The organism is Hymenobacter montanus, from assembly GCF_014699115.1.
GTDB lineage: Bacteria > Bacteroidota > Bacteroidia > Cytophagales > Hymenobacteraceae > Hymenobacter > Hymenobacter montanus.
The window spans coordinates 1-19,668 of the sequence record NZ_JACXAD010000022.1 but is presented as its reverse complement, the minus strand read 5'-3'; the positions used below and the strand labels follow the sequence as shown (position 1 = coordinate 19,668).

At 58.4% G+C, this 19,668-nt stretch carries 19 protein-coding genes; 5 read left to right on the top strand and 14 right to left on the bottom strand.

Going from position 1 to position 19,668, the window contains the following annotated elements; translation table 11 throughout:
- Positions 1–403: 403 nt before the first annotated feature.
- From IC235_RS17305 to IC235_RS17295, 3 genes are all read right to left on the bottom strand, one after another.
- The gene (locus IC235_RS17305; protein ID WP_191006458.1) at positions 404–1,234 is read right to left on the bottom strand and encodes a DUF3800 domain-containing protein; all 831 of its coding nucleotides are present in this window, start codon (positions 1,232–1,234) and stop codon (positions 404–406) included.
- A gap of 68 nt (positions 1,235–1,302) precedes the next feature.
- Entirely contained in the window at positions 1,303–3,684 is a 2,382-nt protein-coding gene (locus tag IC235_RS17300) for a ribonucleoside-diphosphate reductase subunit alpha (RefSeq protein WP_191006457.1), read from the bottom strand.
- Between the two features lie 226 nt (positions 3,685–3,910).
- Positions 3,911–4,906: a hypothetical protein gene (locus tag IC235_RS17295; protein ID WP_191006456.1), complete on the bottom strand. Its 996-nt coding sequence runs from the start codon at positions 4,904–4,906 to the stop codon at positions 3,911–3,913.
- Positions 4,907–5,341: 435 nt separating this feature from the next.
- Between IC235_RS17295 and parS the strand changes: the two genes are divergently transcribed.
- Both parS and IC235_RS17285 read left to right on the top strand, forming a co-directional pair.
- Positions 5,342–5,797 (top strand): type II RES/Xre toxin-antitoxin system antitoxin, encoded by a 456-nt coding sequence (parS, locus tag IC235_RS17290; protein ID WP_191006455.1) that lies wholly within the window; start codon positions 5,342–5,344, stop codon positions 5,795–5,797.
- A 462-nt stretch (positions 5,798–6,259) separates the two neighbouring features.
- Positions 6,260–6,709, top strand: a complete 450-nt coding sequence (locus IC235_RS17285) for an RES family NAD+ phosphorylase (protein WP_191006454.1) — start codon at positions 6,260–6,262, stop codon at positions 6,707–6,709.
- A gap of 74 nt (positions 6,710–6,783) precedes the next feature.
- Here IC235_RS17285 and IC235_RS17280 read toward each other — a convergent pair whose 3' ends face one another.
- The 3 genes from IC235_RS17280 to IC235_RS17270 all read right to left on the bottom strand — a co-directional run bounded on the left by IC235_RS17280 (position 6,784) and on the right by IC235_RS17270 (position 9,024).
- A complete protein-coding gene (locus IC235_RS17280; RefSeq protein WP_191006453.1) occupies positions 6,784–6,951 on the bottom strand; it encodes a hypothetical protein in 168 nt (55 codons plus the stop codon).
- A 286-nt stretch (positions 6,952–7,237) separates the two neighbouring features.
- Positions 7,238–7,657, bottom strand: coding sequence for a hypothetical protein (locus IC235_RS17275; RefSeq protein WP_191006452.1), 420 nt, complete (start codon positions 7,655–7,657; stop codon positions 7,238–7,240).
- A gap of 2 nt (positions 7,658–7,659) precedes the next feature.
- Positions 7,660–9,024 carry a dual specificity protein phosphatase family protein gene (locus tag IC235_RS17270; protein WP_191006451.1) on the bottom strand — a complete coding sequence of 455 codons (1,365 nt, stop codon included), beginning with the start codon at positions 9,022–9,024 and terminating at the stop codon, positions 7,660–7,662.
- 410 nt (positions 9,025–9,434) lie between these two features.
- Between IC235_RS17270 and IC235_RS17265 the strand changes: the two genes are divergently transcribed.
- Positions 9,435–9,791: a hypothetical protein gene (locus tag IC235_RS17265; protein WP_191006450.1), complete on the top strand. Its 357-nt coding sequence runs from the start codon at positions 9,435–9,437 to the stop codon at positions 9,789–9,791.
- A gap of 23 nt (positions 9,792–9,814) precedes the next feature.
- Here the strand turns inward: IC235_RS17265 and IC235_RS17260 are convergent, their stop codons facing one another.
- From IC235_RS17260 to IC235_RS17240, 5 genes are all read right to left on the bottom strand, one after another.
- Entirely contained in the window at positions 9,815–11,590 is a 1,776-nt protein-coding gene (locus IC235_RS17260; RefSeq protein ID WP_191006449.1) for a bifunctional alpha/beta hydrolase/class I SAM-dependent methyltransferase, read from the bottom strand.
- 170 nt (positions 11,591–11,760) lie between these two features.
- Positions 11,761–12,429, bottom strand: coding sequence for a lysophospholipid acyltransferase family protein (locus IC235_RS17255; protein WP_223847383.1), 669 nt, complete (start codon positions 12,427–12,429; stop codon positions 11,761–11,763).
- A 3-nt stretch (positions 12,430–12,432) separates the two neighbouring features.
- Positions 12,433–13,365: a phosphatidate cytidylyltransferase gene (locus IC235_RS17250; protein ID WP_317173603.1), complete on the bottom strand. Its 933-nt coding sequence runs from the start codon at positions 13,363–13,365 to the stop codon at positions 12,433–12,435.
- Positions 13,366–13,369: 4 nt separating this feature from the next.
- Positions 13,370–13,984 (bottom strand): CDP-alcohol phosphatidyltransferase family protein, encoded by a 615-nt coding sequence (locus IC235_RS17245; RefSeq protein WP_191006448.1) that lies wholly within the window; start codon positions 13,982–13,984, stop codon positions 13,370–13,372.
- A gap of 852 nt (positions 13,985–14,836) precedes the next feature.
- Positions 14,837–15,796, bottom strand: coding sequence for a ribonucleoside-diphosphate reductase small subunit (locus tag IC235_RS17240; protein WP_191006447.1), 960 nt, complete (start codon positions 15,794–15,796; stop codon positions 14,837–14,839).
- 529 nt (positions 15,797–16,325) lie between these two features.
- Here IC235_RS17240 and rplU point away from each other — a divergent pair.
- Positions 16,326–16,631, top strand: a complete 306-nt coding sequence (rplU, locus tag IC235_RS17235; RefSeq protein ID WP_191006446.1) for a 50S ribosomal protein L21 — start codon at positions 16,326–16,328, stop codon at positions 16,629–16,631.
- 104 nt (positions 16,632–16,735) lie between these two features.
- Positions 16,736–17,011, top strand: coding sequence for a 50S ribosomal protein L27 (gene rpmA, locus IC235_RS17230; RefSeq protein WP_191006445.1), 276 nt, complete (start codon positions 16,736–16,738; stop codon positions 17,009–17,011).
- Positions 17,012–17,355: 344 nt separating this feature from the next.
- On the opposite strand, the gene IC235_RS17225 is transcribed toward rpmA, so the two are convergent.
- From IC235_RS17225 to IC235_RS17215, 3 genes are all read right to left on the bottom strand, one after another.
- The gene (locus IC235_RS17225) at positions 17,356–18,147 is read right to left on the bottom strand and encodes a cyclase family protein (RefSeq protein WP_191006444.1); all 792 of its coding nucleotides are present in this window, start codon (positions 18,145–18,147) and stop codon (positions 17,356–17,358) included.
- Positions 18,148–18,175: 28 nt separating this feature from the next.
- Positions 18,176–18,859, bottom strand: coding sequence for an alpha/beta fold hydrolase (locus IC235_RS17220; protein WP_191006443.1), 684 nt, complete (start codon positions 18,857–18,859; stop codon positions 18,176–18,178).
- 90 nt (positions 18,860–18,949) lie between these two features.
- Entirely contained in the window at positions 18,950–19,381 is a 432-nt protein-coding gene (locus tag IC235_RS17215; RefSeq protein WP_191006442.1) for a hypothetical protein, read from the bottom strand.
- Positions 19,382–19,668: the final 287 nt, after the last annotated feature.

Here is a 19,668-nt window from a genome sequence, read left to right as displayed (position 1 = left end):
TGGCGCGATGCCAACCGAAGACTGTGCTAAGCAACAGCAGGCACAGCATTGCATAGACCAGCCAGATTAGAGCGGTACCGCCTGCGGCCATCGTCGCATGTTGAATAAGGATTGAAGTCCAGCCTACCTAAAACAAATCAGTCGTTCCCAGGGCAGAAGCGGCTGGCTGGGTAATGCGAAAGCTTCAGTCGCACAAGACATTAGTATAATCATCTACATTCTAACACGTTATACATTAACAAGCAGAGAATTTAGTGTAGGCTGAATACGTTTTTACACGTTTTTACGAGAGTTCTTGCAAGGAATTACGAGCACTTCCCCATCTTTGCGTCAGAAAAGCTCTGTAGCTCCCGAACGCCCAAGTTCCACTTGGGAAGTTTATGTAGGGAGAACGGAGCTTTTTCTATTTCTTGTATTGCGTGTTATCCACCTCCATAGCTTTCGGAACGAAAAGCCAATGGCGATAAGCATGAAGCCAGCGGTTCTCTATTCCGCCTCGCAATCCGGTCGAGCAACCACAGTTGAAATTGGGAAGCATGCGTTGAATACGGCTGTTTATATGCCTGTAAAGCTTTTCTTTTGCAATCGTTCGTTTGCCGCGATTTCGAGCACCTTCAGGTTTTTCGAGGTGCTTATCATTCAGGCGAAACGACATGCTACCGAGGACAACATCAAGGAACTGTAGAAGTCGGTGGCTTTTTGAATCCACCTCAGTGATGTCTTCTTTACGGAATTTGATATGGGCCAAACGAAAATCAGGCTTCGTTTGCAATCCTTTGATATATTCTTTGAAAGCTTGTCTCTTAGGCAACGTGTCTGGCAGTTGATCAAAATAGGCCCTAACATATACCGGGCGCTCCGACGGGTTACTATAAGGCAGCCCAAAGGCATGATGGAAAAAGTGATAGTATAAAATAAAGTATTCGTTCTGCAACTGCTCATCTGATAGGTTGAGTGGCCGGTTCGCATTTTGGGTGAACATGATGCGAACCTTCAACAAATCAGCCTCCATCAGATCGAAGAAGGTGTCCATCAAGGAAATGTATTTCTGTAGATAGTTTGCAGTTACTTTTTGCCATTTAATTTCGGTATTAAAATGGTGTTTATCACAGACATCATTAATAGCCTTTTCTACACGCCGTAAGTCGCGGGAACGGACCAATACCCCTCCGTAAAAGTTAGAAAAGAACTTACCATCCTTAACAGATTCATCGCAATAAATTCGGTATTCCATTAGCAGTAGAAATCAGAAAAGGAGGCCAGTATAGCCTCCTTTTCCATAATATCAAAGATTTATAACTCTTACGACCCGCACACCTCGCAGCCCTCCGGGTTATCCAGCGAGCAGGCCATGTCGGACTGATTCTGCTCCACCAGGGCCAGCGGCTCCAGGGTTTCGGCGGCTTGCTTTTCCACCGTGAACTTGATGGCGTCGGCGGCGGCTTTGGTGCGCAGGTAGTACATGCCGGTTTTCAGGCCGCGCTTCCAGGCGTGGAAGTGCATGCTGGTGAGCTTGCCGAAGTTCACGTTTTGCACGTGCAGGTTCAGGCTCTGGCTCTGGCAGATGTAGGCCCCGCGGTCGGCGGCCTGGTCGATGATGCGGCGCTGCGAGATCTCCCACACCGTCTTGTACAGGTCCTTGATGTGCTGCGGGATGCGGGCAATGCCCTGCACCGAGCCGTTGGCCGCGATGATTTCCTGCTTCATCTGGTCGTTCCACAACCCCAGGGCCACCAGGTCCTTCAGCAGGTGCTTGTTCACCACCATGAACTCCCCACTGAGCACACGCCGCACGTAGATGTTGCTCGTGTAGGGCTCGAACGACTCGTTGTTACCCAGAATCTGGGCGGTGCTGGCCGTGGGCATGGGCGCCACCAGCAGCGAGTTGCGGGCCCCGTGCTTCACCACCTCGGCACGCAGGGTTTCCCAGTCCCAGCGGCCCGAGTCGGGCGTCACGCCCCAGAGGTCGAACTGGAACTTGCCCTGGCTCAGGGGCGAGCCGGCGAAGGTTTCGTAGGGCCCGTCCTTAATGGCCAGGTCCTTCGAGGCCGTCATGGCGGCGAAGTAGATGGTTTCGAAGATGTCCTTGTTCAGGCCCGAGGCTTCGTCGCTCTCGAAGGGCATGCGCAGGGCAATAAACGTGTCGGCCAGCCCCTGCACGCCGAGCCCGATGGGGCGGTGGCGGAAGTTCGAGCGCTGCGTCTCGGGCACCGGGTAGTAGTTCACGTCAATCACCTTGTTCAGGTTGATGGTGGCCTGGTAGGTCACCTCGTACAGCTTCTGGTGGTCGAAGGTGGTGTTGCCGGCCTTGTCGGTCACGAGGTAGCGGGGCAGGGCCAGCGAGGCCAGGTTGCAGACCGCGATTTCGTCGGCGTCGGTGTACTCAATAATCTCGGTGCACAGGTTGCTCGACTTAATCGTGCCCAGGTTTTGCTGGTTCGACTTGCCGTTGGCCGCATCCTTAAACAGCATGTAGGGCGTGCCGGTCTCGGTCTGGCTTTCCAGGATGGCAAACCAGAGTTCCTGCGCCTTGATGGTGCGGCGGCCGCGGCCCTCCTTCTCGTACTTGGTGTAGAGCTTCTCGAACTCGGGGCCCCAGGAGTTTTCCAGGCCGGGGCACTCGTGGGGGCACATCAGGGTCCAGTCGCCATTGGCTTCCACGCGCTTCATGAACAGGTCGGGCGTCCACAGGGCGTAAAACAGGTCGCGGGCGCGCATTTCCTCCTTGCCGTGGTTCTTCTTCAGGTCGAGGAACTCGAACACGTCGGCGTGCCAGGGCTCCAGGTAAATAGCGAAGGCGCCCTTGCGCTTGCCGCCCCCCTGGTCCACGTAGCGGGCCGTGTCGTTGAACACCTTCAGCATGGGCACCAGGCCGTTGGAGTTGCCGTTGGTGCCCTTGATGTAGGAGCCGGTGGCCCGCACGTTACTCACCGACAAGCCGATGCCGCCGGCCGACTGCGAAATCAGCGCGCAGTTCTTTAGGGTGTCGTAAATGCCCTCGATGGAGTCGTCCTTCATCGTGAGCAGGAAGCAGCTCGACATCTGGGGCTTGGGCGTGCCGGCGTTGAAGAGCGTGGGCGTGGCGTGGGTGAACCAGCGCTCGCTCAGCAGGTTATAGGTTTTGATGACCGAGTCGATGTCGTCTTTGTGGATACCCACCGACACGCGCATCAGCATGTGCTGGGGCCGCTCCACCACCTTGCCCTCCAACCGGAGCAGGTAGCTGCGCTCCAGGGTCTTGAACCCGAAGAAGTCGTAGTTGTAGTCGCGGTCGTAGATAATGGCCGAGTCCAGGGTCGCCGCGTTTTTGTGAATGACCTCCCACACGTCCTTGGCCAGCAGCGAGGCGTTGTCGCCGTTTTTGGGGTCTTCGTAGGTGTAGAGCCGCTTCATGGTGCTCGAGAAGGACTTCGACGTCACCTTGTGCAGGTTGCTCACCGCGATGCGGGCCGCCAGGATGGCGTAGTCCGGGTGCTTGGTGGTGAGCGAAGCGGCCGTCTCGGCGGCGAGGTTGTCGAGCTCCACGGTGGTCACGCCGTCGTAGATGCCGTCAATCACCTTCTTCGCCACTTCAATCGGCGACACGAAGTCCATGTGCAGGCCGTAGCAGAGCTTTTCAATTCGGGCCGTGACTTTGTCGAACTTCACGGATTCGCGACGGCCGTCGCGTTTAATTACTAGCATACCAGTAGTGTTTTGGTGTGGATTTTTCGTTATAAAAAGTAGCCGGTCAGCGCACCGCACGACTACAAGTGTCTAAGGCAGATAGAGAAGGGTAGCGTTGAACGCAGCGGCAACATGACGGTTACGCCCAATTCAATCCTGGAAATTACCTCTTCCGGTTTGGGAGGGCAAGCAAAAGTTCCAGAAGTTTTCCACAAACCCCCTAAACCAGCCCTCCAGCCGCTTTTTACCGACGCCCGGGGGAGCCCTCCGGTTTACTGCTGTCCGCAGGGGGTAACGGTGGATAAGTCGACCGAACGTCGTAGCCCGGCACCCTGTCCGGCTCGGGGAATCGGCTCCGCCATATGCGGGCCCGCCGGTCTGCCTCCGGGCTGTTCCAATCCCGATGCCAGTCGTAATATCCTTCGGCATCCCAGATTTGCGCACAGGCGCAATCTACCTTTAGGGGCCGCTCCGGAAAAAGTAGGTGGTAGAACCGCGCCTGCTCTTCCAGGCGGTTCGCTACTTCCTTACCGGTTGAATCCTGCCACGGAGCTTGCAGGGGGTTGACATCCACCCCGCTCCGGGCCCATAGGCTTACGTTCACCAGTGGGTCGTGCAGGGGCGGGCGCCAGCCATCAAAGATAAATTCCGGATAGTTGTGGTATTTAAACAAAGCCCCGGCCAGCCGCTCCGCCATGTAGGTGCGCGGCACCACCGCCGCCAGCGCCGCCCGGTGCCGCTGAGCCGGAGGGACCCGGGCCACGGCGGCTTCTATTTCCCGGTACTGGTACTCGGCCCAGCATTGCACCGGCACCAAGGCCAGCACGCCCAAAGCAAAAACGGCTTTGGCCCCGGCCAGCTCAGCCGTCCAGGCGCGCCGCGCGGCCTGCGCGCCAAATAGCACCGGCACCCAGAGCAGCATCGGAAACAACAGGAAGAAGAACAGCAGAACGGGAAGCAACTGCGAAGGCCCAATAAAATACGTGCAGTACAAACACACCGTGAAATGGACGCCCATCAGGAAAAGGAGCAGGTAGTTGAGGCCGGCAACGTGCTTCAGCCACGGCCACAGCAGAAAAGCCGCCGTGCTCGCCAGCAGCACCCCGGCCGCCCACGGCACCGGCTGGCAAAATCCCTGCACGCAATGCTCATTGGCACCGTATGCGGCTATAGCCAGCCCAATGTTAAAGTAAGGCATCAGTGGCCGCAGCCAGTGCAGAAAGCGTCGCAGTCTTTTCATCACGACCTAACGGCCCCCAGCTCCGCTTTCGTATCCGTGACACTGGCCGCTTCGCTCCTGCCCGCTGGGCCGCATATACCAGAAAATAGCACCTTGAGAAACCCGCTCCCGTAAAAAGCAGCAGCTCTAATGTGGGAATATGGGCCGGGCGAATTCCCCTTACTGCGTCCTCGGATAACCGATTCGTAATTTCTATTAGTAAGTATTTAAAAATGAATTAGATAATGGCAGCATTGAACCCATCGGAAACACGGCGGTTCTAATTCATCAGGTCATAGAAATCACCTCTTCCGGGGTGGGCAGAGGGGCAAAATTTTCAGAATTTTTCCATATACCCGGAAAATCAGGCCATTCAGCTGTTTTTCGGGAATGAATCAACCGCTTCGTCTCGTTCTATCGTACCTTTCCTTGGATTGACTGTTCAAGGCCCTTCACATGAATAATACCCGCTTCCAAACCCAGGCGGCGGCCGTGGTCGCCTTGCTAGGCGGACCGGCTGTCATTCCGCAGCCCGTGCACAATGAGTTGGATTTGCTGCGTGTGGCTTCCACTGGGGTGCCCATCAAAGCCATCCGGCACTTGCAACGGCGTATGAACCTGAGCGACCGCGAAATAAGTGATATGCTGACCATTCCCGAAAGTACGCTGGCCCGCCACGAGCAGGCCCAGACCAACCTCACCCGCGACGAAGCCGAAAAGGCCATCCAGCTTTCGGGCGTGGTCGCCCACGGGCTCGACGTCTTTGAGAACGAGACCGACTTTTATTGCTGGCTGCAGCTCGAAAATCCCGCCTTGGGCGGCGAACAGCCCCAGACGCTACTCTCCTCGGCCCTCGGCCGCGAGCAGATACACGAGGTTCTGGGCCGCATACAGTGGGGTATTTTCTCGTAACGACCGGCCACTCTACTCAGCCAACTATTTTTTGGCGCGGCAAAAATTCCTGGGTCTGGCGCCCTTTCCAATAGGGCTATCCCAAGGTGGAGCTTCCACTACATTAGCCGACCGCCTCATCGCGAAGCAAATTATTGGATATCAAGGGTATAATTATTTAGAAAAACTGCCTGGCAGGGGCGGTTTGCGGGACTCATTTTGCCCGGCATATGGTTTGTAATACGAAGGCAGCACCGGGCTGAATCACCCTAACGGGCGGTCCTGTACCGGTCGCCCCCTGGGTCGAAGCAGGCCCCAGCCCAGCCGCTGTTTAAAATAGCCCGGCTGACGAAACTGCGCTACTTTAAAAGTACCAACCGCGAACCCTATTCGTTTTGAAAGTTACCAAGCCTACCGCTGCCTCCGCCTCTTTCCGCCCGGACCTGCTGCGCCCAGTTTCTGCCTACGTCCTCCTATCTACCTATGAGACTCTACCGCTTCGGCAAGCAGCCTTACATAACCGACCTATCCGGCCAGGGTGGGCTGTACCACCACGGCCGCTGGCACCGGCAAGGCACCCCCATCTTATACACGGCCGAGCACCTTTCCCTGGCTAAGCTGGAGATGCTGGCTAACTCGCCCGTGCTGCCCGTCAACTACTTCGCCCTCACCCTGGAAGTGCCCGAGGGTACGCCCGCCAAGCAGGTAGATGCCACCCACCTGCCCACCAGCTGGGCAACCTTGCCTTACCCGCAGGAGCTGGCCAACATCACCGAGGATTGGCTCACGGAAGGGAAGTTCTGGCTCATGCGCGTCCCGTCGGCTCACTCCTCCATCGAATACAACTACCTGCTAAACCCCGCACACCCCGACCACCGCCTCCTGAAAGTCGTCTCGCTGGAGCTACACCCCTTTGATACCCGCCTGAAATAGGTTGGCTCTGCGAGCAGCGGTTCCCCGCTTGCAAACCCAAGCTGGAGAACCGCTGCTCCTACCAGAAAGGTTAACTACTGCTTGCGGCGTTGGGCGCGCCACAGTAGCCCCGCCACCACCAATGCCGCGCCCGCTACCAGTGCCCCAATCGTCACGGGCGGCCCGAAAGCCTTGCACGAACACGAGGTAAACACCGGCCGGCCGTTGAATCGCAACCGGCGCCGGCAAAAGGCGCAGGGCATAAGGCTGGGGTCGACCTGCCCCGGGAGCGGCCATTGCTTAGTTGAAGAGGTCGTTTGATCAGGGGAATGAGAAGATGTCATTTGAGGGAGAGAAGTGAGAGAATGATAATAATTAGAGCGGTTCTCAAGTCCGTGTACCGTGTTTTAGGAATTAAAAATGAAGAATTAAAAAATGGACCAGCTAATTTTTAATTCTTCATTTTTAATTTTTAATTCTTTTCCGAAAACTGCTCTAAGAAGCACAGACTAGCCAGGAGCATCGCTACCTGATTTTGTGAAAGTGACTTCAATGAAACCGGCCTACTAACACCAACAGCACCAATCCGGCCTGTACGACCAACAGGACCGCCTGCCGACGAACCAGCCGGCGGGCTCCCTGCCAGCGGCTGGCCATGCTACGCGGCGCCGGGGCGCTCTTCTGGTTCAGGAAGTCGGCCAGGGCCGCGTCGAAAGCCGCGGCCTTTTCTGGCTGTTCGTAAAGCAGCGTGAAAAACTCCACATCCAGCGCCACCCGCCAGGCAAGGTATTTCTCCACCAGCCCCAGGGCCAGCGCTACGGCTAGAACGAACGTCGTCAAGGGTTCGCCCGGGGCTGAGGCCAGCACCACGGTGCCCAGCAACAGCGCCGACGAGCCGCCATCGAGCACCCGGCCGGCTTTCAAAAAACCCAGTAATACGCGCAAGGCAATGGGCTGCTCCGGACTCATAATCAATTGGGAGAAAGAACGGTTTTCATCGCTAAGGTAGCTTGATAGGCCACCAACGCCGCCCGGTGGGCCGCCGAAAAAACCACTTGGGGACGGGCGGCGCGCAGTTGGGCAATGGCCGCGTCGGGTGTGGGGGCGCCCCTGTGGTGCAGCAGCCAGGCGGCCACCGTTAAGGCGCTGCGCGAGTAGCCCAGGGCGCAGTGCACCAACACCGGCCGGTGCGGTTCCAGCTCGGTGAGGGCTGCGACGGTCGCGGCCAACTGCTCCACCGTCGGCACCACCAGGTCCAGGAGCGGAACGCTGCGGTGCGGCAACGCCCGGGCGAAGGAGCGGAGGCTGAATTCGGCCGTTACGTCCAGCACCGCGCCAAACGTCCGGGCCTGCCAGTCGGCCCGGCCGGGGGCGCGGCCCAGCCAGATGCCCGGGGCCACCTCCACGCTGGGCACCCCGTGGCGGGTAAACCAGCGCGACGACCACCAGGCTCCTATCTGGTAGGGCGCCAGCAGCGTGCGGGCGGCCCAGCTTAGCTTTCCGTCGTGCTTCTGGAATACGGAGGTGCCCAAGCCCGCATACGCCAAGCTCACCAGCAGCAGCGCCCCGCCGGGCCACGCCAGCAGCCAGGCCCACCCGCCCACAACGAGGGCGAGCCCGAAGCACAGCAGAGCCCCGAGACCATAGGCAACCGTCAGCTTGCGCCGGAGCGGGTCATCGCTCAACACCAGCCGGCCCAGCCATCGCACCGGGAAATCGGGGAAAAGATAAACGCAGACCACCCCGACGGCGCCCCCGGTCACCCCATCAATAAAATGGTGCTGGTAAGTGGTAAAAACAGACAGCGCGATTAGCAAAAACCAGGCGTGCCCGGCCCATAGCGCCAGCCCGCGCAGGTGCCGGGCAAATACCAGCCACACCAGCAGAACCAGGCTGATGTGCAGCGAAGGCGCCTGGTTGTACGGCTTGTCGAAACCCATCAGCACATCGAACAGGGCGCCGTTGAAGCCACTGGTAGCCGGCCGCACGAAGCTGAACTGCAGCGGAAACAGCAGGAACCCAACCACCGAGATCAAGCTGGCGCTGAACAGGCGCCGGGCGTGGGTGTCCAGCTCAGCCCGCGTGGCGCACAGAAACAACGACCCCGCATAGAAGGCATCCAGCGACATGTAGGGTAGAATGGTCCAGTCCCAGAATGGAATATGCTTTTCCCAGCCAAATACTACGGAATCTACACGGGCCAGCTGGCCGGTCCACCAATTAGCGAAGCCGTAGGACAAAAAGAAGAACGGGCCCAGAAACGCCAGCCAGACCGCCGCCCGCCGCCAAGGGTGGGCCTCAGCGGCAGGGGGTACAGTTGATGCTTTAGTTTTCATATATACAGCAGTGACGAACCTACAGCGCCCGCAGATTACAAACCGATTTCATCTCTATTCTTTGGAAGTTGTTTGAATTGAACTGTAAGTCTGATTTTACCAAGAATTAAGATCTGGAGGTAACAGCAAAGGCCCTGGCTTCGATACTGCTTATTGACCTGAGCCGCTGGCGACCCGGGGCGTTTATCTTTTCCGCCCCAGAACTGCTCTGCAAAGCAAAAGCCCGCCTGATCCCTTTCCAGGGAATAAGCCGGCTTTTTTGCGGTAAAAGAACAGCTGGGCCCCATTCGCCGGGATGCGAGTGAGTACTAAAGTTGACCGTAGCAGTAACAAGTTCGTATAACTAAAATGGCCCGTATCATGAACTTACCAGCCAGAGTTAACTTTCTTTTTATCATTACCCCCTCGTTATGTATCGCATCCTGCTTTCCTCCCTGGTTCTGTTAGTTGCGGCTGCCGACGTCTCGGCCCAGACCACTCCCGCCAACCTTCGCCCTTCAGCTGCCAATACCAAAGCGGCTCTCAACAAAGCCGCCACGCAGACGGCCGCAGAAGCAAGCAATCACAGTACTTCCAATACACAGGAGACCTACACCACCTCCGGCGGGTTCCGCGATAGCGCGGACCTGAAAATGCAAAACGTGTACGCAGCACCCGGCATGCCCGTGATTGTGCCAGACAGCAAAGTAGCCCCCTACGACGGCAAAGCCGCAGAATCCAAGCAAAAAAAGACCAAGCGCAAAGGCAACACCACCTTATCGCACTAAGTATTCGGCCCGTCCCGCGCTGGTTACTTGCGCCGAGCCAGCGACACGCTGAAAATGCCCCACTGGTCGGTGAGCTGATCCAGCTTCTCGAACCCGGCCTGCGCCAACAGCTCATCCATTTCGGCTTGTACGCGACGACGCATCACCCAGGCCCGTCCTTCGCGGTGGCTGGTTAAGGAGCGGGCAATCATTTCCAGCTGCGGGTGCCAGGGCTGGTTGGTGTAGAGCAGGTAGCCGCCCGGCGCCATAGCTTCGGCCAGCCCCGCCAGCGACGCCCCAACGAGACGGTTATCCCCAAACAGCTCGTACAGGCCCGACACCACCGCCAGCGTGGGGCCCGGCTGCAACCCAGCCAGCGACTGCTGGTCAAAAGCGTCGCCCAGCTCAAACCGGGCAACGTTGGCCAGGCCTTTTTCCGCAATCAGGCGGCGCCCGGCCTCCACGTTGGCGGGGCTATAGTCGCGGAGCAGGATGCTCGCTACCTGGCCCGGCCGCCCGGCCAACGCTTCCAGAATGTAGCGCCCGTGGCCGGCGGCAATGTCCACGATGTGCACCGGCTGGCGGCTGGCCCGCAGCAAATCAATGGCCTGGCCAATGAGCTTTTCCAGATGGGCTTTGCGGATGCGAATGCCGCGCCAGCCAATGCTGTTCAGGTAAACGCCATCCACCAGCTTACCCACCGGCGTCAGGCCTTGCTTGCGGTTGCGGTACACGTAATCGAGGGTGCTGCCCGAGTCGAAGCCGGTAGCCAGGCCGTTCTTAATACCCGCCGAAAACTGGCCGCCCACCTTAATCCAGAACCGGCCCAGGGCCCAGTACCCGCGGGCCAGGGCTGACGTTGGGGGGGCACTCAAGCGGCTGAACTCTCGTTGGGTATGGCCGTGCTGGTCGGCATCGAGCAGGCTATAAGGAGCCGGCGGCGTGGCAAATACGCGGGTAATGAAATCACGGACCAGCACCAGGGCCCGCTCCCGGTCCCGCTCGCCGAGGGTGTCGTGGTAGAAGCCGTCGAGCACGTGAATTTCCTTCACGGGGCTGCTCAGTCCGTCGAAGAACTGCTGCTGCGGCTTTTGGTAGACCACCTGGTCGTCGCCCGAAACGAGCACTTGCGTGGGCACGTGGATGGCCGCCGCGTCGGCGATGATCCGGTCGGCCGCCTCATTCAACTCCAGCAGAATATTGACCGAGATAGGCCGCGTAATAAGCGGGTCGCTGTTGTAGGAGGCAATGCGGGCTTCGTCGTGCGTGAGCTGGGTGGCCTTCACGTAGGAGTTGACGAAGAAATTGCCCTTCACCGCGTACAGCAGCGCCAGGGCCTGGCGGGCACCCGGCACAATCAGGTTGATTTTGAACGCGGGCGAGGCCAGCACCAGACCGCGCAGGCGAGGCGCGTAGTCGTGCACCCAGGTGGCGACGACGACTGCCCCAAAGCTTTGACCGATAACCACCACGTTCTCTGTGGCAATACCATGCTGGGCAGCAATGTGCCGCACAAAGGCGTCCACGTCTTTCACCAGCACGCCGAAGTTGTCGGCGTAGCCCCGCTTGCCGGGCGAATGCCCCAGGCCCCGGGCGTCCCAGGCAAAGAAGTCATGATCGGGCAGGGCGAGCTCATCTACCAGGTGCGCCATGCGTTCGCCGTGCTCGTGGCCGCGGTGAAACAGCACAATGGCTTTTTTCTCCACCGCCGGCTCCGCAGCGGGCCAGTGCCGGTAGAACAGCGAAGTTGCGTCGAAGGACGGAAAGTGCTGCTCGTTGCAGGTGCGGGCAGGATGGGCAAGGGAGGAAGGAGCAAGCATTGGGGACGGGTTGAGGGTTAAGTGCTGGTAGTGATTGTTAGTTGTTTTCAAGGAATTGGAGTTGATGCTCCGGCCGTTAGGCCCCCCTCCGGGGGAGGGGGGTGTTCTAGTGGAGCAGTCGTCTGGCACCCCTCTCCCGGAGGGGAGGGGCCGGGGGTGGGGTCGCAGCGCTACTCATCGTCTTCGACAGGAATGCACACCTTGAGCTTGAGCTTATTGAACTGGTCGCGTAGGGAGTTCATGAAGGCCGTTTTATCGTCGACCCAACTCAGCGCCTTGCCTACGACTACTTTCGCGTAGAATGGCACCGCAATCAGGGCGCCTTTGGGCATGGCCCGGCCCAGGCCGTGCAGGTATACGGGCACCACCGGCACGTGCGGAAAGCGTTTGGCCAGGTACCAGATGCCGGGCTTCAGCTCGGCCAGTTGCTCGGGCTCCCCCCGGGTACCTTCGGGGAAAATCAGTAGCACCTTGCCGGCTTCCAGGGCCCGGTAGCAATCAGTGAGCGGGTCCTGGTTTTCGTGATTGGCCGGGCCCTGGCCCCGCACCACCGGGATGATGCCGATGACGTGCAGCGAAAACCACTTCAGCCACCGCGTTTTGAAGAAATAATCAGCCGCCGCCGCGGTCTGAACGTTTGGAATGCTGAACAGCGGAAACAGCGAGAGCAGGGTCAGGATATCGAGGTGGCTGTTATGGTTGGCCGCGATAATGGCGGGCCCTTTCCGGGGCAGCCGCTCCCGGTGCCGCACATGAATGCCCAGCCACAGCAGCACTACCGGATAGGCCACGCACACCATGAACAGTAGCCGCAACGACTTGCTCAATACCCCGCGCATGGCCTAGTAATACAGGTAATAGAGGTAGTGAAAAAACAGGGGCGCCGTGTAAGTCAGCGAGTCGAGCCGGTCGAGGACGCCGCCGTGACCAGGCAGCAGGCTGCCGGAATCTTTTACGCCAATGTCGCGCTTGACGGCCGAAATCACCACATCGCCGGTGAATCCAAATAAGCTGATGAGCACCCCGGCCAGGGCTGAGTACAGCGGGCTCATGGGCGTAAACCACGACCCTAGCAGCCAGGCCAACAGGGTAGTAGTGGCTACGCCGCCCAGCAGACCCTCCAGGGTTTTGTTGGGGCTCACCTTGGGGGCCACCTTGTGCCGACCCAACATCTTGCCCCAGAGGAACTGCGCCACGTCGTTGATCTGGGTGAGTACGAGCAGAAAGAAGACCAGCATCTCCCCCCGTACTTCACCATGGGCGCCGGCGTGGGCCGGCAGCACCAGCAGATACGCCATGTGGCTGATGCTGAATACCGTGGTCATCAGGCCCCAGTGCAGGGTGCCGACGGCCCGCAGGAAGCCGCGGGTTTCGCCGGCGATGACCATGCGCAGCGGCAGGAGCAAAAACACGTAAACCGGGATGAAGATGATGAACATCCCGTACCACGCGATGTGCACCCACAGGTACTGCACCGGAATGGCCAGGTAAGCCAGAATCAGCACGGCGTTGTCGATGGGTCGCGTCGAAATCAGGGAGATGAACTCTTTGAAAGCCAGAAAGCTCACCAAGGTCATCATCACGAGGGCCACCCCCCGGTTGAAGCTCAGGGCCAGGAACAGGCCGGCCGTCAGCCACCACCAGGTTTGGATGCGCAGCTTCAGCTCCACGTAGCTGCGTGCCGGGTGCAGCCGCATTAGCGTGGCCACGGTCAGGGAGGCCGTCACCAGCAGGATGACGATACTGCCAAAAGCGTAAGAAAGCAAATCAGTCACATTCTTAGGCGGTTAGCGAGGAAACGCGCAAGGCCTGACGGGCCCGGTTCCACACGGTAAGAATCAGTAGTAAGGCTAGCGATCCGAAAACGTAGTTAAGATAAGGCTGTACCGGCAGGCCCAGGCTCAGGAGCAGCGCCATTGTTCCGAAGGCAAAAGCCCGGTCGCTCTTGCCGCACGGACCATCGTAGCGCCGCCCCCCTCCTACCACCTGGCCCAGCACCCCGATGAACTCACTGAGCCCGGCCAGGAACACCACCAGCAGCACCAGCCCGGCATGCACGCCCGGCAGCAGGGCGAAGGGCGCATACAGGGCGGCGTCGGCCACGACGTCGCTGCCCTCGTTGAGCACCGCTCCGAGCTTGCTTTGCTGCCCAAACTCGCGGGCCAGCATACCGTCGATGGCATTAAGCGCCATGCGCATGAATAAAAAAGTGGGCAACAGGCCCAAGGCCCAGCGGCTGGTGGGGGCCAGGAACAGCCACGCCCCGTAGGCCAGCGCGGCCAACAGGGCCGCCACCGTTACGCCATTGGCCGTAATACCAGCCCGGTAGAGGAACGTCGCCAAAGGCCGTAGCAACTGCTGAAACCTGGGCTTCAACTCGTAAATGGAAGGCATAAGCGACGGGTGTTTGATAAGTGACGAAGCGCGGCAGCAGAAGGTCAGGCGTTAAGCAAAGTGTTATTGAGAGCAGCTGCACTGGTCAATCTTAAACTAAAGCTACCTTGATTTGGGCTAAAATCAGCTACCTGCATGGTCCCAGCATTTTGCCAGAAAAGCACCCCGCTCCCGGCCTGGCCTTTTTATGTCTACACCAAAACTAGGTGCGGCCTCAAGACTGGCAAGAACTAAATTACGTAATCAGGGACATTACGGCAAGGGTTATTAGGGCCCTTTGCCTGCTTTATATATTTTATTATCAGCAGTATAAATTTAACAAAATCAGACTTTCAAAAGACTGGCAAAGCCTAATAATTGAGGTAAGAAGAGGGCGCACTTTCTGCACTGAGCATACAACACATTAGCTCAGAGCTTGTATATAATCAACAAATTCACTTTAAAAACCAATATAGCTTATGGCGCCAAGCTGTCGCCCTTGCGACTGTTAGGCCCAAGTAGCATCGTGGCACTACGACAGTTGTGCTGAACCATGCCGGATCAGCTTATCATCATCGCAAGCCCAAAGTGATGAGCAGCCAGAGTAGTAAAGAGGGACCATCATCACTAAACGTACAAGATCGGGCCTAGTCCCCTGGCGTTCCCGGAGGCCAAAACGAAGACCACTGTGGACAAGCATCTGGCTTCATTCAGCGATTGAGTTACTCCTACACGCGAGATGCTGGGGCGAGCTCAGTATGACAGCTTGATTGATACGTTTACTTTTGCACGGGCAGTTAAAAAGGCGCCCCAAGGGGTTGGATTAGAGCGTAATCCAACCCCTTGGGGCGCTCTTTTCTGTACGATAGTTGCTTAGAAATCCTCGTCCAGCGTGAATACGTTATCGTTGCGCTCGCTCATCACGCCGGCTTTCTGGTACTCCGCTACGCGCTTCTCGAAGAAGTTGGTTTTGCCCTGCACCGAAATCATTTCCATGAAGTCGAAGGGATTGGTGACATTGTAGATTTTGCTGCACCCGAGAGCCACCAGCAGGCGGTCGGCGACGAACTCGATGTACTGGGCCATCGACTTGGCATTCATACCGATGAGGTTCACTGGTAAGGCATCGGTCACGAATTCCTGTTCGATGCGCACGGCGTCGGCAATGATGCTATGCACGCGCTCCTCGGGCAGCTTATTTTGGAGGTAGCCGTAGAGCAGGCAGGCGAAGTCGCAGTGCAGCCCTTCGTCGCGCGAAATCAGCTCATTTGAGAAGGTGAGGCCGGGCATCAGGCCGCGCTTCTTCAGCCAGAAGATGGAGCAGAACGAACCGGAGAAGAAAATGCCTTCTACGGCGGCGAAGGCGATGAGGCGCTCGGTGAAGTGCTCGGAGTTGATCCACCGCAGAGCCCACTCACCTTTCTTTTGCACGGCGGGCACCGTTTCGAGGGCGTTAAAGAGGTAATCCTTCTCCTTGGGATCTTTGATGTAGGTATCAATCAGCAGGGAGTAGGTCTCGCTGTGAATGTTTTCCATCATAATCTGGAAGCCGTAGAAGCAGCGGGCCTCGGGCATCTGCACTTCCTGCATGAAGTTGACGGCCAGGTTTTCGTTCACGATTCCATCGGAGGCGGCGAAGAAGGCCAGCACGTGCTTGATGAAGTGGCGTTCGTTGTCGTTCAGGCTGTTCCAATCCTTCTGGTCCTGCGAGAGGTCGATTTCTTCGGCGGTCCAGAAGGAAGCTTGCGACTTTTTGTAGAACTGCCATACCTCATCGTTCTGGATGGGGAAAAGCACGAAGCGGTTGGGGTTTTCGGCGAGGAGAGGCTCCATAAATACTGAGGGACTTGATGACTAGTTGCGGAGGAGAAAGCGGCAAACTAAACTGCCGGGTTTGGGCAGATGTTTGACTGATGCCCTAAAATGGTGGGTCGCGTTCCAACACCAAATATAAGTCCGCCGCCGAGGCCGATGACCACCCCTCTAAGGTTTTTTCTTTGTTATGTTCCGGTTCCAGCTACTTTTTTTAGGAGCGTAATCCGCCGCTTTTTTCACTTGGTCTAACGGGCTAGGCCAGGAAACGACGCTCAAAATCAGGCTCTTTGGACCCTACTTATCCACAATTTCCGTGTGGATAAACCGACTTGTCCCCAAAACGGCGGGCCCCACCCAGGTAACGGCTATTTTTTTTAGTAATCGTTACATTTCCTAACCCGGTCCGGGAGCGGCGTTTTATTCGCGTACAAGGTGTTCCGAAAGCTCCCGCGGAGGCCAGCCAATGACGATTAACAACTTAGGCTTGGATATGCCAAACGGAAGTCGTACTTTTGCCTTCCCATTTTAGAAAAACCCGCGAAAGCTGATGTACGCAATTGTCAACATAGCTGGCCAGCAGACCAAGGTTGAGGCCAACAAATTCGTTTACGCTCACAAACTGGCCGGCAACGTCGGCGACACCGTAACGCTAGGCAACGCCCTGCTGACCGATGACAACGGCACCATCACCATCGGCACTCCCGAGTTGAACGTGGCCGTAACCGGCACCATCCTCGCCCACGTGAAGGGCGACAAGGTGCTCGTCTTCAAGAAAAAGCGCCGCAAGGGCTATCAGAAGATGAACGGCCACCGCCAGTCGTTCACCAAAGTAATGATTAACAGCATCGGCTAAGGCCAATTCCAATTAAAAATTGAGAATTAAAAATTAAAAGTTGTTCGAGCTTAGTCTTCAGCAGATTTTTAATTCCTCATTTTTAATTTTTAATTCCAAAAAATATGGCTCACAAGAAAGGTGTCGGCTCGTCCAACAACGGCCGCGAATCGCATTCCAAACGTCTCGGCGTGAAAATTTTCGGGGGCCAGGCCCTCGTTGCCGGTAACATCATCGTGCGTCAGCGCGGCACCAAGCACCACCCCGGCGAAAACGTAGGCATGGGCAAGGACCACACGCTGTTTGCCTTGGTCGACGGTGAAGTACAGTTCCGCAAAGGCCGCAAAGACCGGTCGTTCGTTACGGTAATTCCCCGCGAAGTAGTATCGGTACCGGCTTAATTGCCGCCATACCCCTTACTGGATAAAGGGCTGCTCCTCACCGGGCAGCCCTTTCTGCGTAGTGCCGCTAGGCTTAGGCATAAACTGGCTAGCGAGCCCAGGCCCAAGGCTGGCAGTCCGGCACTGGTAGGTCAAGAAGCAAGGCCGGTCCAGACATCGGAGTAATTGCCGCCTTGATAGCTACGAGATTAACGCATTTTTCAGGGTGGTGTACTTGAGGTAGCTGGTGAAACCCCACCGAATCCTTGTAGGGCTGTACCCGGCCGGGTAAGTTCCGGTTTGCTTAATGTAATGTGCAGGCCCAAGGAGAGCCGGGCCCGGCGAGCTACTAATCAGGGATGAACTCAGGGCCCCGGCGGAGGCGGAGGCATCGGGCTTAGCTTGTAGAGGACCGGCTTGCTGGGACTGGCGTCCAGCTCAAGGCTGGTTATCTGAATGTTGAGCAGATAGAGGCCATCCGCTACTTCGTCGGGTACGAAAATCAGCTCGGTGATGGTGGCCCCGCAGCGCGGCTGGGCAGGATACCGCCAAAAAGCGTGGTGGGCCAGCAGTTGCCCGGCATCTTCTTCCCGGTCGACGCTGGGCAGGTCGAGCAGGAGATGCTGAACGTGCTGCGCCACCAGAAAATGGGCCAGGGCCGGCTCAACGTAGGGTGGGTTGGTGCCGGAGTAGTGTCGGCTGCGCTTGGCCGGGTCGTTGGGTAAGGTGCGCAAAACCAGCGCTTCGGGCACCGAGCCGTCGGCTTGGCTTGCCAGGGCGGCTTGCACATCGGCCAGCATCACCACCAGGTCGCCGTTGGGCTGGGCACGGGGGGCTACGCTTACCAGCCGGGCCACGAACAGGAAGCGCCGCAGGCACTGGTTAAGCGTAGCGGCAGGGTCGGGCGCGATGTGGCCGTAGCACTCAGTGTGGGTGCCGTTGCCGTGGGGCGTGACGTGGACGCGCTGGTAGTTGGTGCTGCCGCCAAGGGCCACGCTGCCCACGAAGGAGCCCACTCGAATGGTATCAAACTGCACGGGCTCGGCCCAGAAGCAACTCACTTGGTCTGCACCGGGGGCCAGGGGCAGGGAAACGTCAAGGGGCGCGGCGGGGTCGTAGGTGTAGAGGCGGCCGGCGTAAGGGAAGGTGGCTTGCACGGGATGATGGACGATGAACAGTGAGTGATTAACCCGTCGGGGCGGGTTGCGGAGCGAAAGCAGCTGGGGCAGCTAAGTAGTTCAGTAGCTGGCTTATCTCAACCGCGCGGCTGACAATGATGAAATGGCCCCCGGGGAGCTGGTAGTGGCTGTGCGCCGCACCCCGGGGCAGTAGCCGGTCGTGCGTCCCGTGGATGCGGGCAACCGGGATGCCAGAACTACCCGACCAATGCACGATTTGCCCAATGGCCCAGCGCGCCAGCCGCAGGTCGGTGTCGCGGATAATGGCGCGGAGCAGCTGGTACTCCGCGTCGTTCTCGACACTAAAAAACCACTGGGCTACGCGCGGCCCGAGCGCCAGCCAGCGCATGGGCAGCAGCCGATGCAGCCCCGTGGCACGGGCCAGGTTAGCCACCCACGGCAACTCGCGCGGACTCGCCAAGCTGGAAATGAGTACCACCCGGGCCAGGGGGCGCAGCTCGCCCAGGGCCAGCGCCAGCACGCCGCCAAAGGAGACCCCAACCAGCCAGCAGGCTTGCTCTACCGGCACGGCCGCCGCGAGGCGCGCGGCATAGTGCGGCAGTGGCTCGCGAGCGCCGTGCGGAGGTAGCCAATGCAGCACGTGCACTTCGCCCTGCAAGCGCAAGTAGTGAAACACCCGCCCATCAGCGCCCAGCCCCGGAATTAAGTAGAAGATGGGTACCGGGAGCATAGGCGGTGGCTACCTTCGCCGCGCGTGAGGCGGGATTATTATTATACAAAGATCTACGCCGAAGGCTGGAAACCGCTACGGGCTGTTAGGTTAGGAGTCGAGGCGCACAAACACGCCTTCGAGGTAGAAGATGTTGTGCGGCTGGGGGTCGTCGGGGGCTTCGTCAGCAGTTTCGCCATCTTCCAGGGCGGGGTAGGTTACCGAAAGCTTCAGGGCCACGCTGGGTAAGGGTACGGGTGGGGCTTCGTCGGAATTGTATTCGAGGAGGGCGGGCCACTCGCCGGCCGCCAGGGCGTCGGCTACTTCCTCCTGCAGGGCTTCGGCCCGGTCGTGGGTCAGGCTTAGCAGCGTGTCCAGGGCCTTGAACGGCAGGGCCAGATGAAAGAAATGAGCGTCCTGGTCGAAATAGGTGGTGGCCCACACGGTCACGTCATCGGTGTTGTCGAAGACGATGGCTACCAGGTGGATTTGCTCCACGAAGAAGTCGGCGTCGTCGGCGATGCTGTCGCTCAGTAGCTTCATAGAATTACGAATTAAACGAAGTACACGATTTTTTGGTGGTCGTCTGCGTCAGGGTGGGGCCCGTCAGCGAAGCTAAGGGCTGGCTGGGCTTTGTGGTACCCCGGTTTGCTTATTCTGTTGAATCCGGGAATGAGTTGTTCGGAAGCATAGTGGTGGCGCGGCTTTTCTGTCGTGGCGCCGCTTCTGGGCGGGGCGGGGGGGCGCCGTTTTAAATTGGGTAAGAAAAGGCCGGGGGGGGGGTGGTTGAAGTCTTTTTGCTCGGCTTGCCGGCCGCGGAGGGCTCGGGG

What these genes read in the sequence shown, in the direction of transcription:
- rplU (WP_191006446.1), top strand. Translation starts at nt 16,326, where the DNA reads ATGTACGCAATTGTCAACATAGCTGGCCAGCAGACCAAGGTTGAGGCC.
- IC235_RS17215 (WP_191006442.1), bottom strand. Translation starts at nt 19,381, where the DNA reads ATGAAGCTACTGAGCGACAGCATCGCCGACGACGCCGACTTCTTCGTG.
- IC235_RS17275 (WP_191006452.1), bottom strand. Translation starts at nt 7,657, where the DNA reads ATGAGTCCGGAGCAGCCCATTGCCTTGCGCGTATTACTGGGTTTTTTG.
- IC235_RS17265 (WP_191006450.1), top strand. Translation starts at nt 9,435, where the DNA reads ATGTATCGCATCCTGCTTTCCTCCCTGGTTCTGTTAGTTGCGGCTGCC.
- IC235_RS17295 (WP_191006456.1), bottom strand. Translation starts at nt 4,906, where the DNA reads ATGAAAAGACTGCGACGCTTTCTGCACTGGCTGCGGCCACTGATGCCT.
- IC235_RS17270 (WP_191006451.1), bottom strand. Translation starts at nt 9,024, where the DNA reads ATGAAAACTAAAGCATCAACTGTACCCCCTGCCGCTGAGGCCCACCCT.
- parS (WP_191006455.1), top strand. Translation starts at nt 5,342, where the DNA reads ATGAATAATACCCGCTTCCAAACCCAGGCGGCGGCCGTGGTCGCCTTG.
- IC235_RS17285 (WP_191006454.1), top strand. Translation starts at nt 6,260, where the DNA reads ATGAGACTCTACCGCTTCGGCAAGCAGCCTTACATAACCGACCTATCC.
- IC235_RS17255 (WP_223847383.1), bottom strand. Translation starts at nt 12,429, where the DNA reads ATGCGCGGGGTATTGAGCAAGTCGTTGCGGCTACTGTTCATGGTGTGC.
- IC235_RS17245 (WP_191006448.1), bottom strand. Translation starts at nt 13,984, where the DNA reads ATGCCTTCCATTTACGAGTTGAAGCCCAGGTTTCAGCAGTTGCTACGG.
- IC235_RS17305 (WP_191006458.1), bottom strand. Translation starts at nt 1,234, where the DNA reads ATGGAATACCGAATTTATTGCGATGAATCTGTTAAGGATGGTAAGTTC.
- IC235_RS17300 (WP_191006457.1), bottom strand. Translation starts at nt 3,684, where the DNA reads ATGCTAGTAATTAAACGCGACGGCCGTCGCGAATCCGTGAAGTTCGAC.
- IC235_RS17280 (WP_191006453.1), bottom strand. Translation starts at nt 6,951, where the DNA reads ATGCCCTGCGCCTTTTGCCGGCGCCGGTTGCGATTCAACGGCCGGCCG.
- IC235_RS17220 (WP_191006443.1), bottom strand. Translation starts at nt 18,859, where the DNA reads ATGCTCCCGGTACCCATCTTCTACTTAATTCCGGGGCTGGGCGCTGAT.
- IC235_RS17260 (WP_191006449.1), bottom strand. Translation starts at nt 11,590, where the DNA reads ATGCTTGCTCCTTCCTCCCTTGCCCATCCTGCCCGCACCTGCAACGAG.
- IC235_RS17240 (WP_191006447.1), bottom strand. Translation starts at nt 15,796, where the DNA reads ATGGAGCCTCTCCTCGCCGAAAACCCCAACCGCTTCGTGCTTTTCCCC.
- rpmA (WP_191006445.1), top strand. Translation starts at nt 16,736, where the DNA reads ATGGCTCACAAGAAAGGTGTCGGCTCGTCCAACAACGGCCGCGAATCG.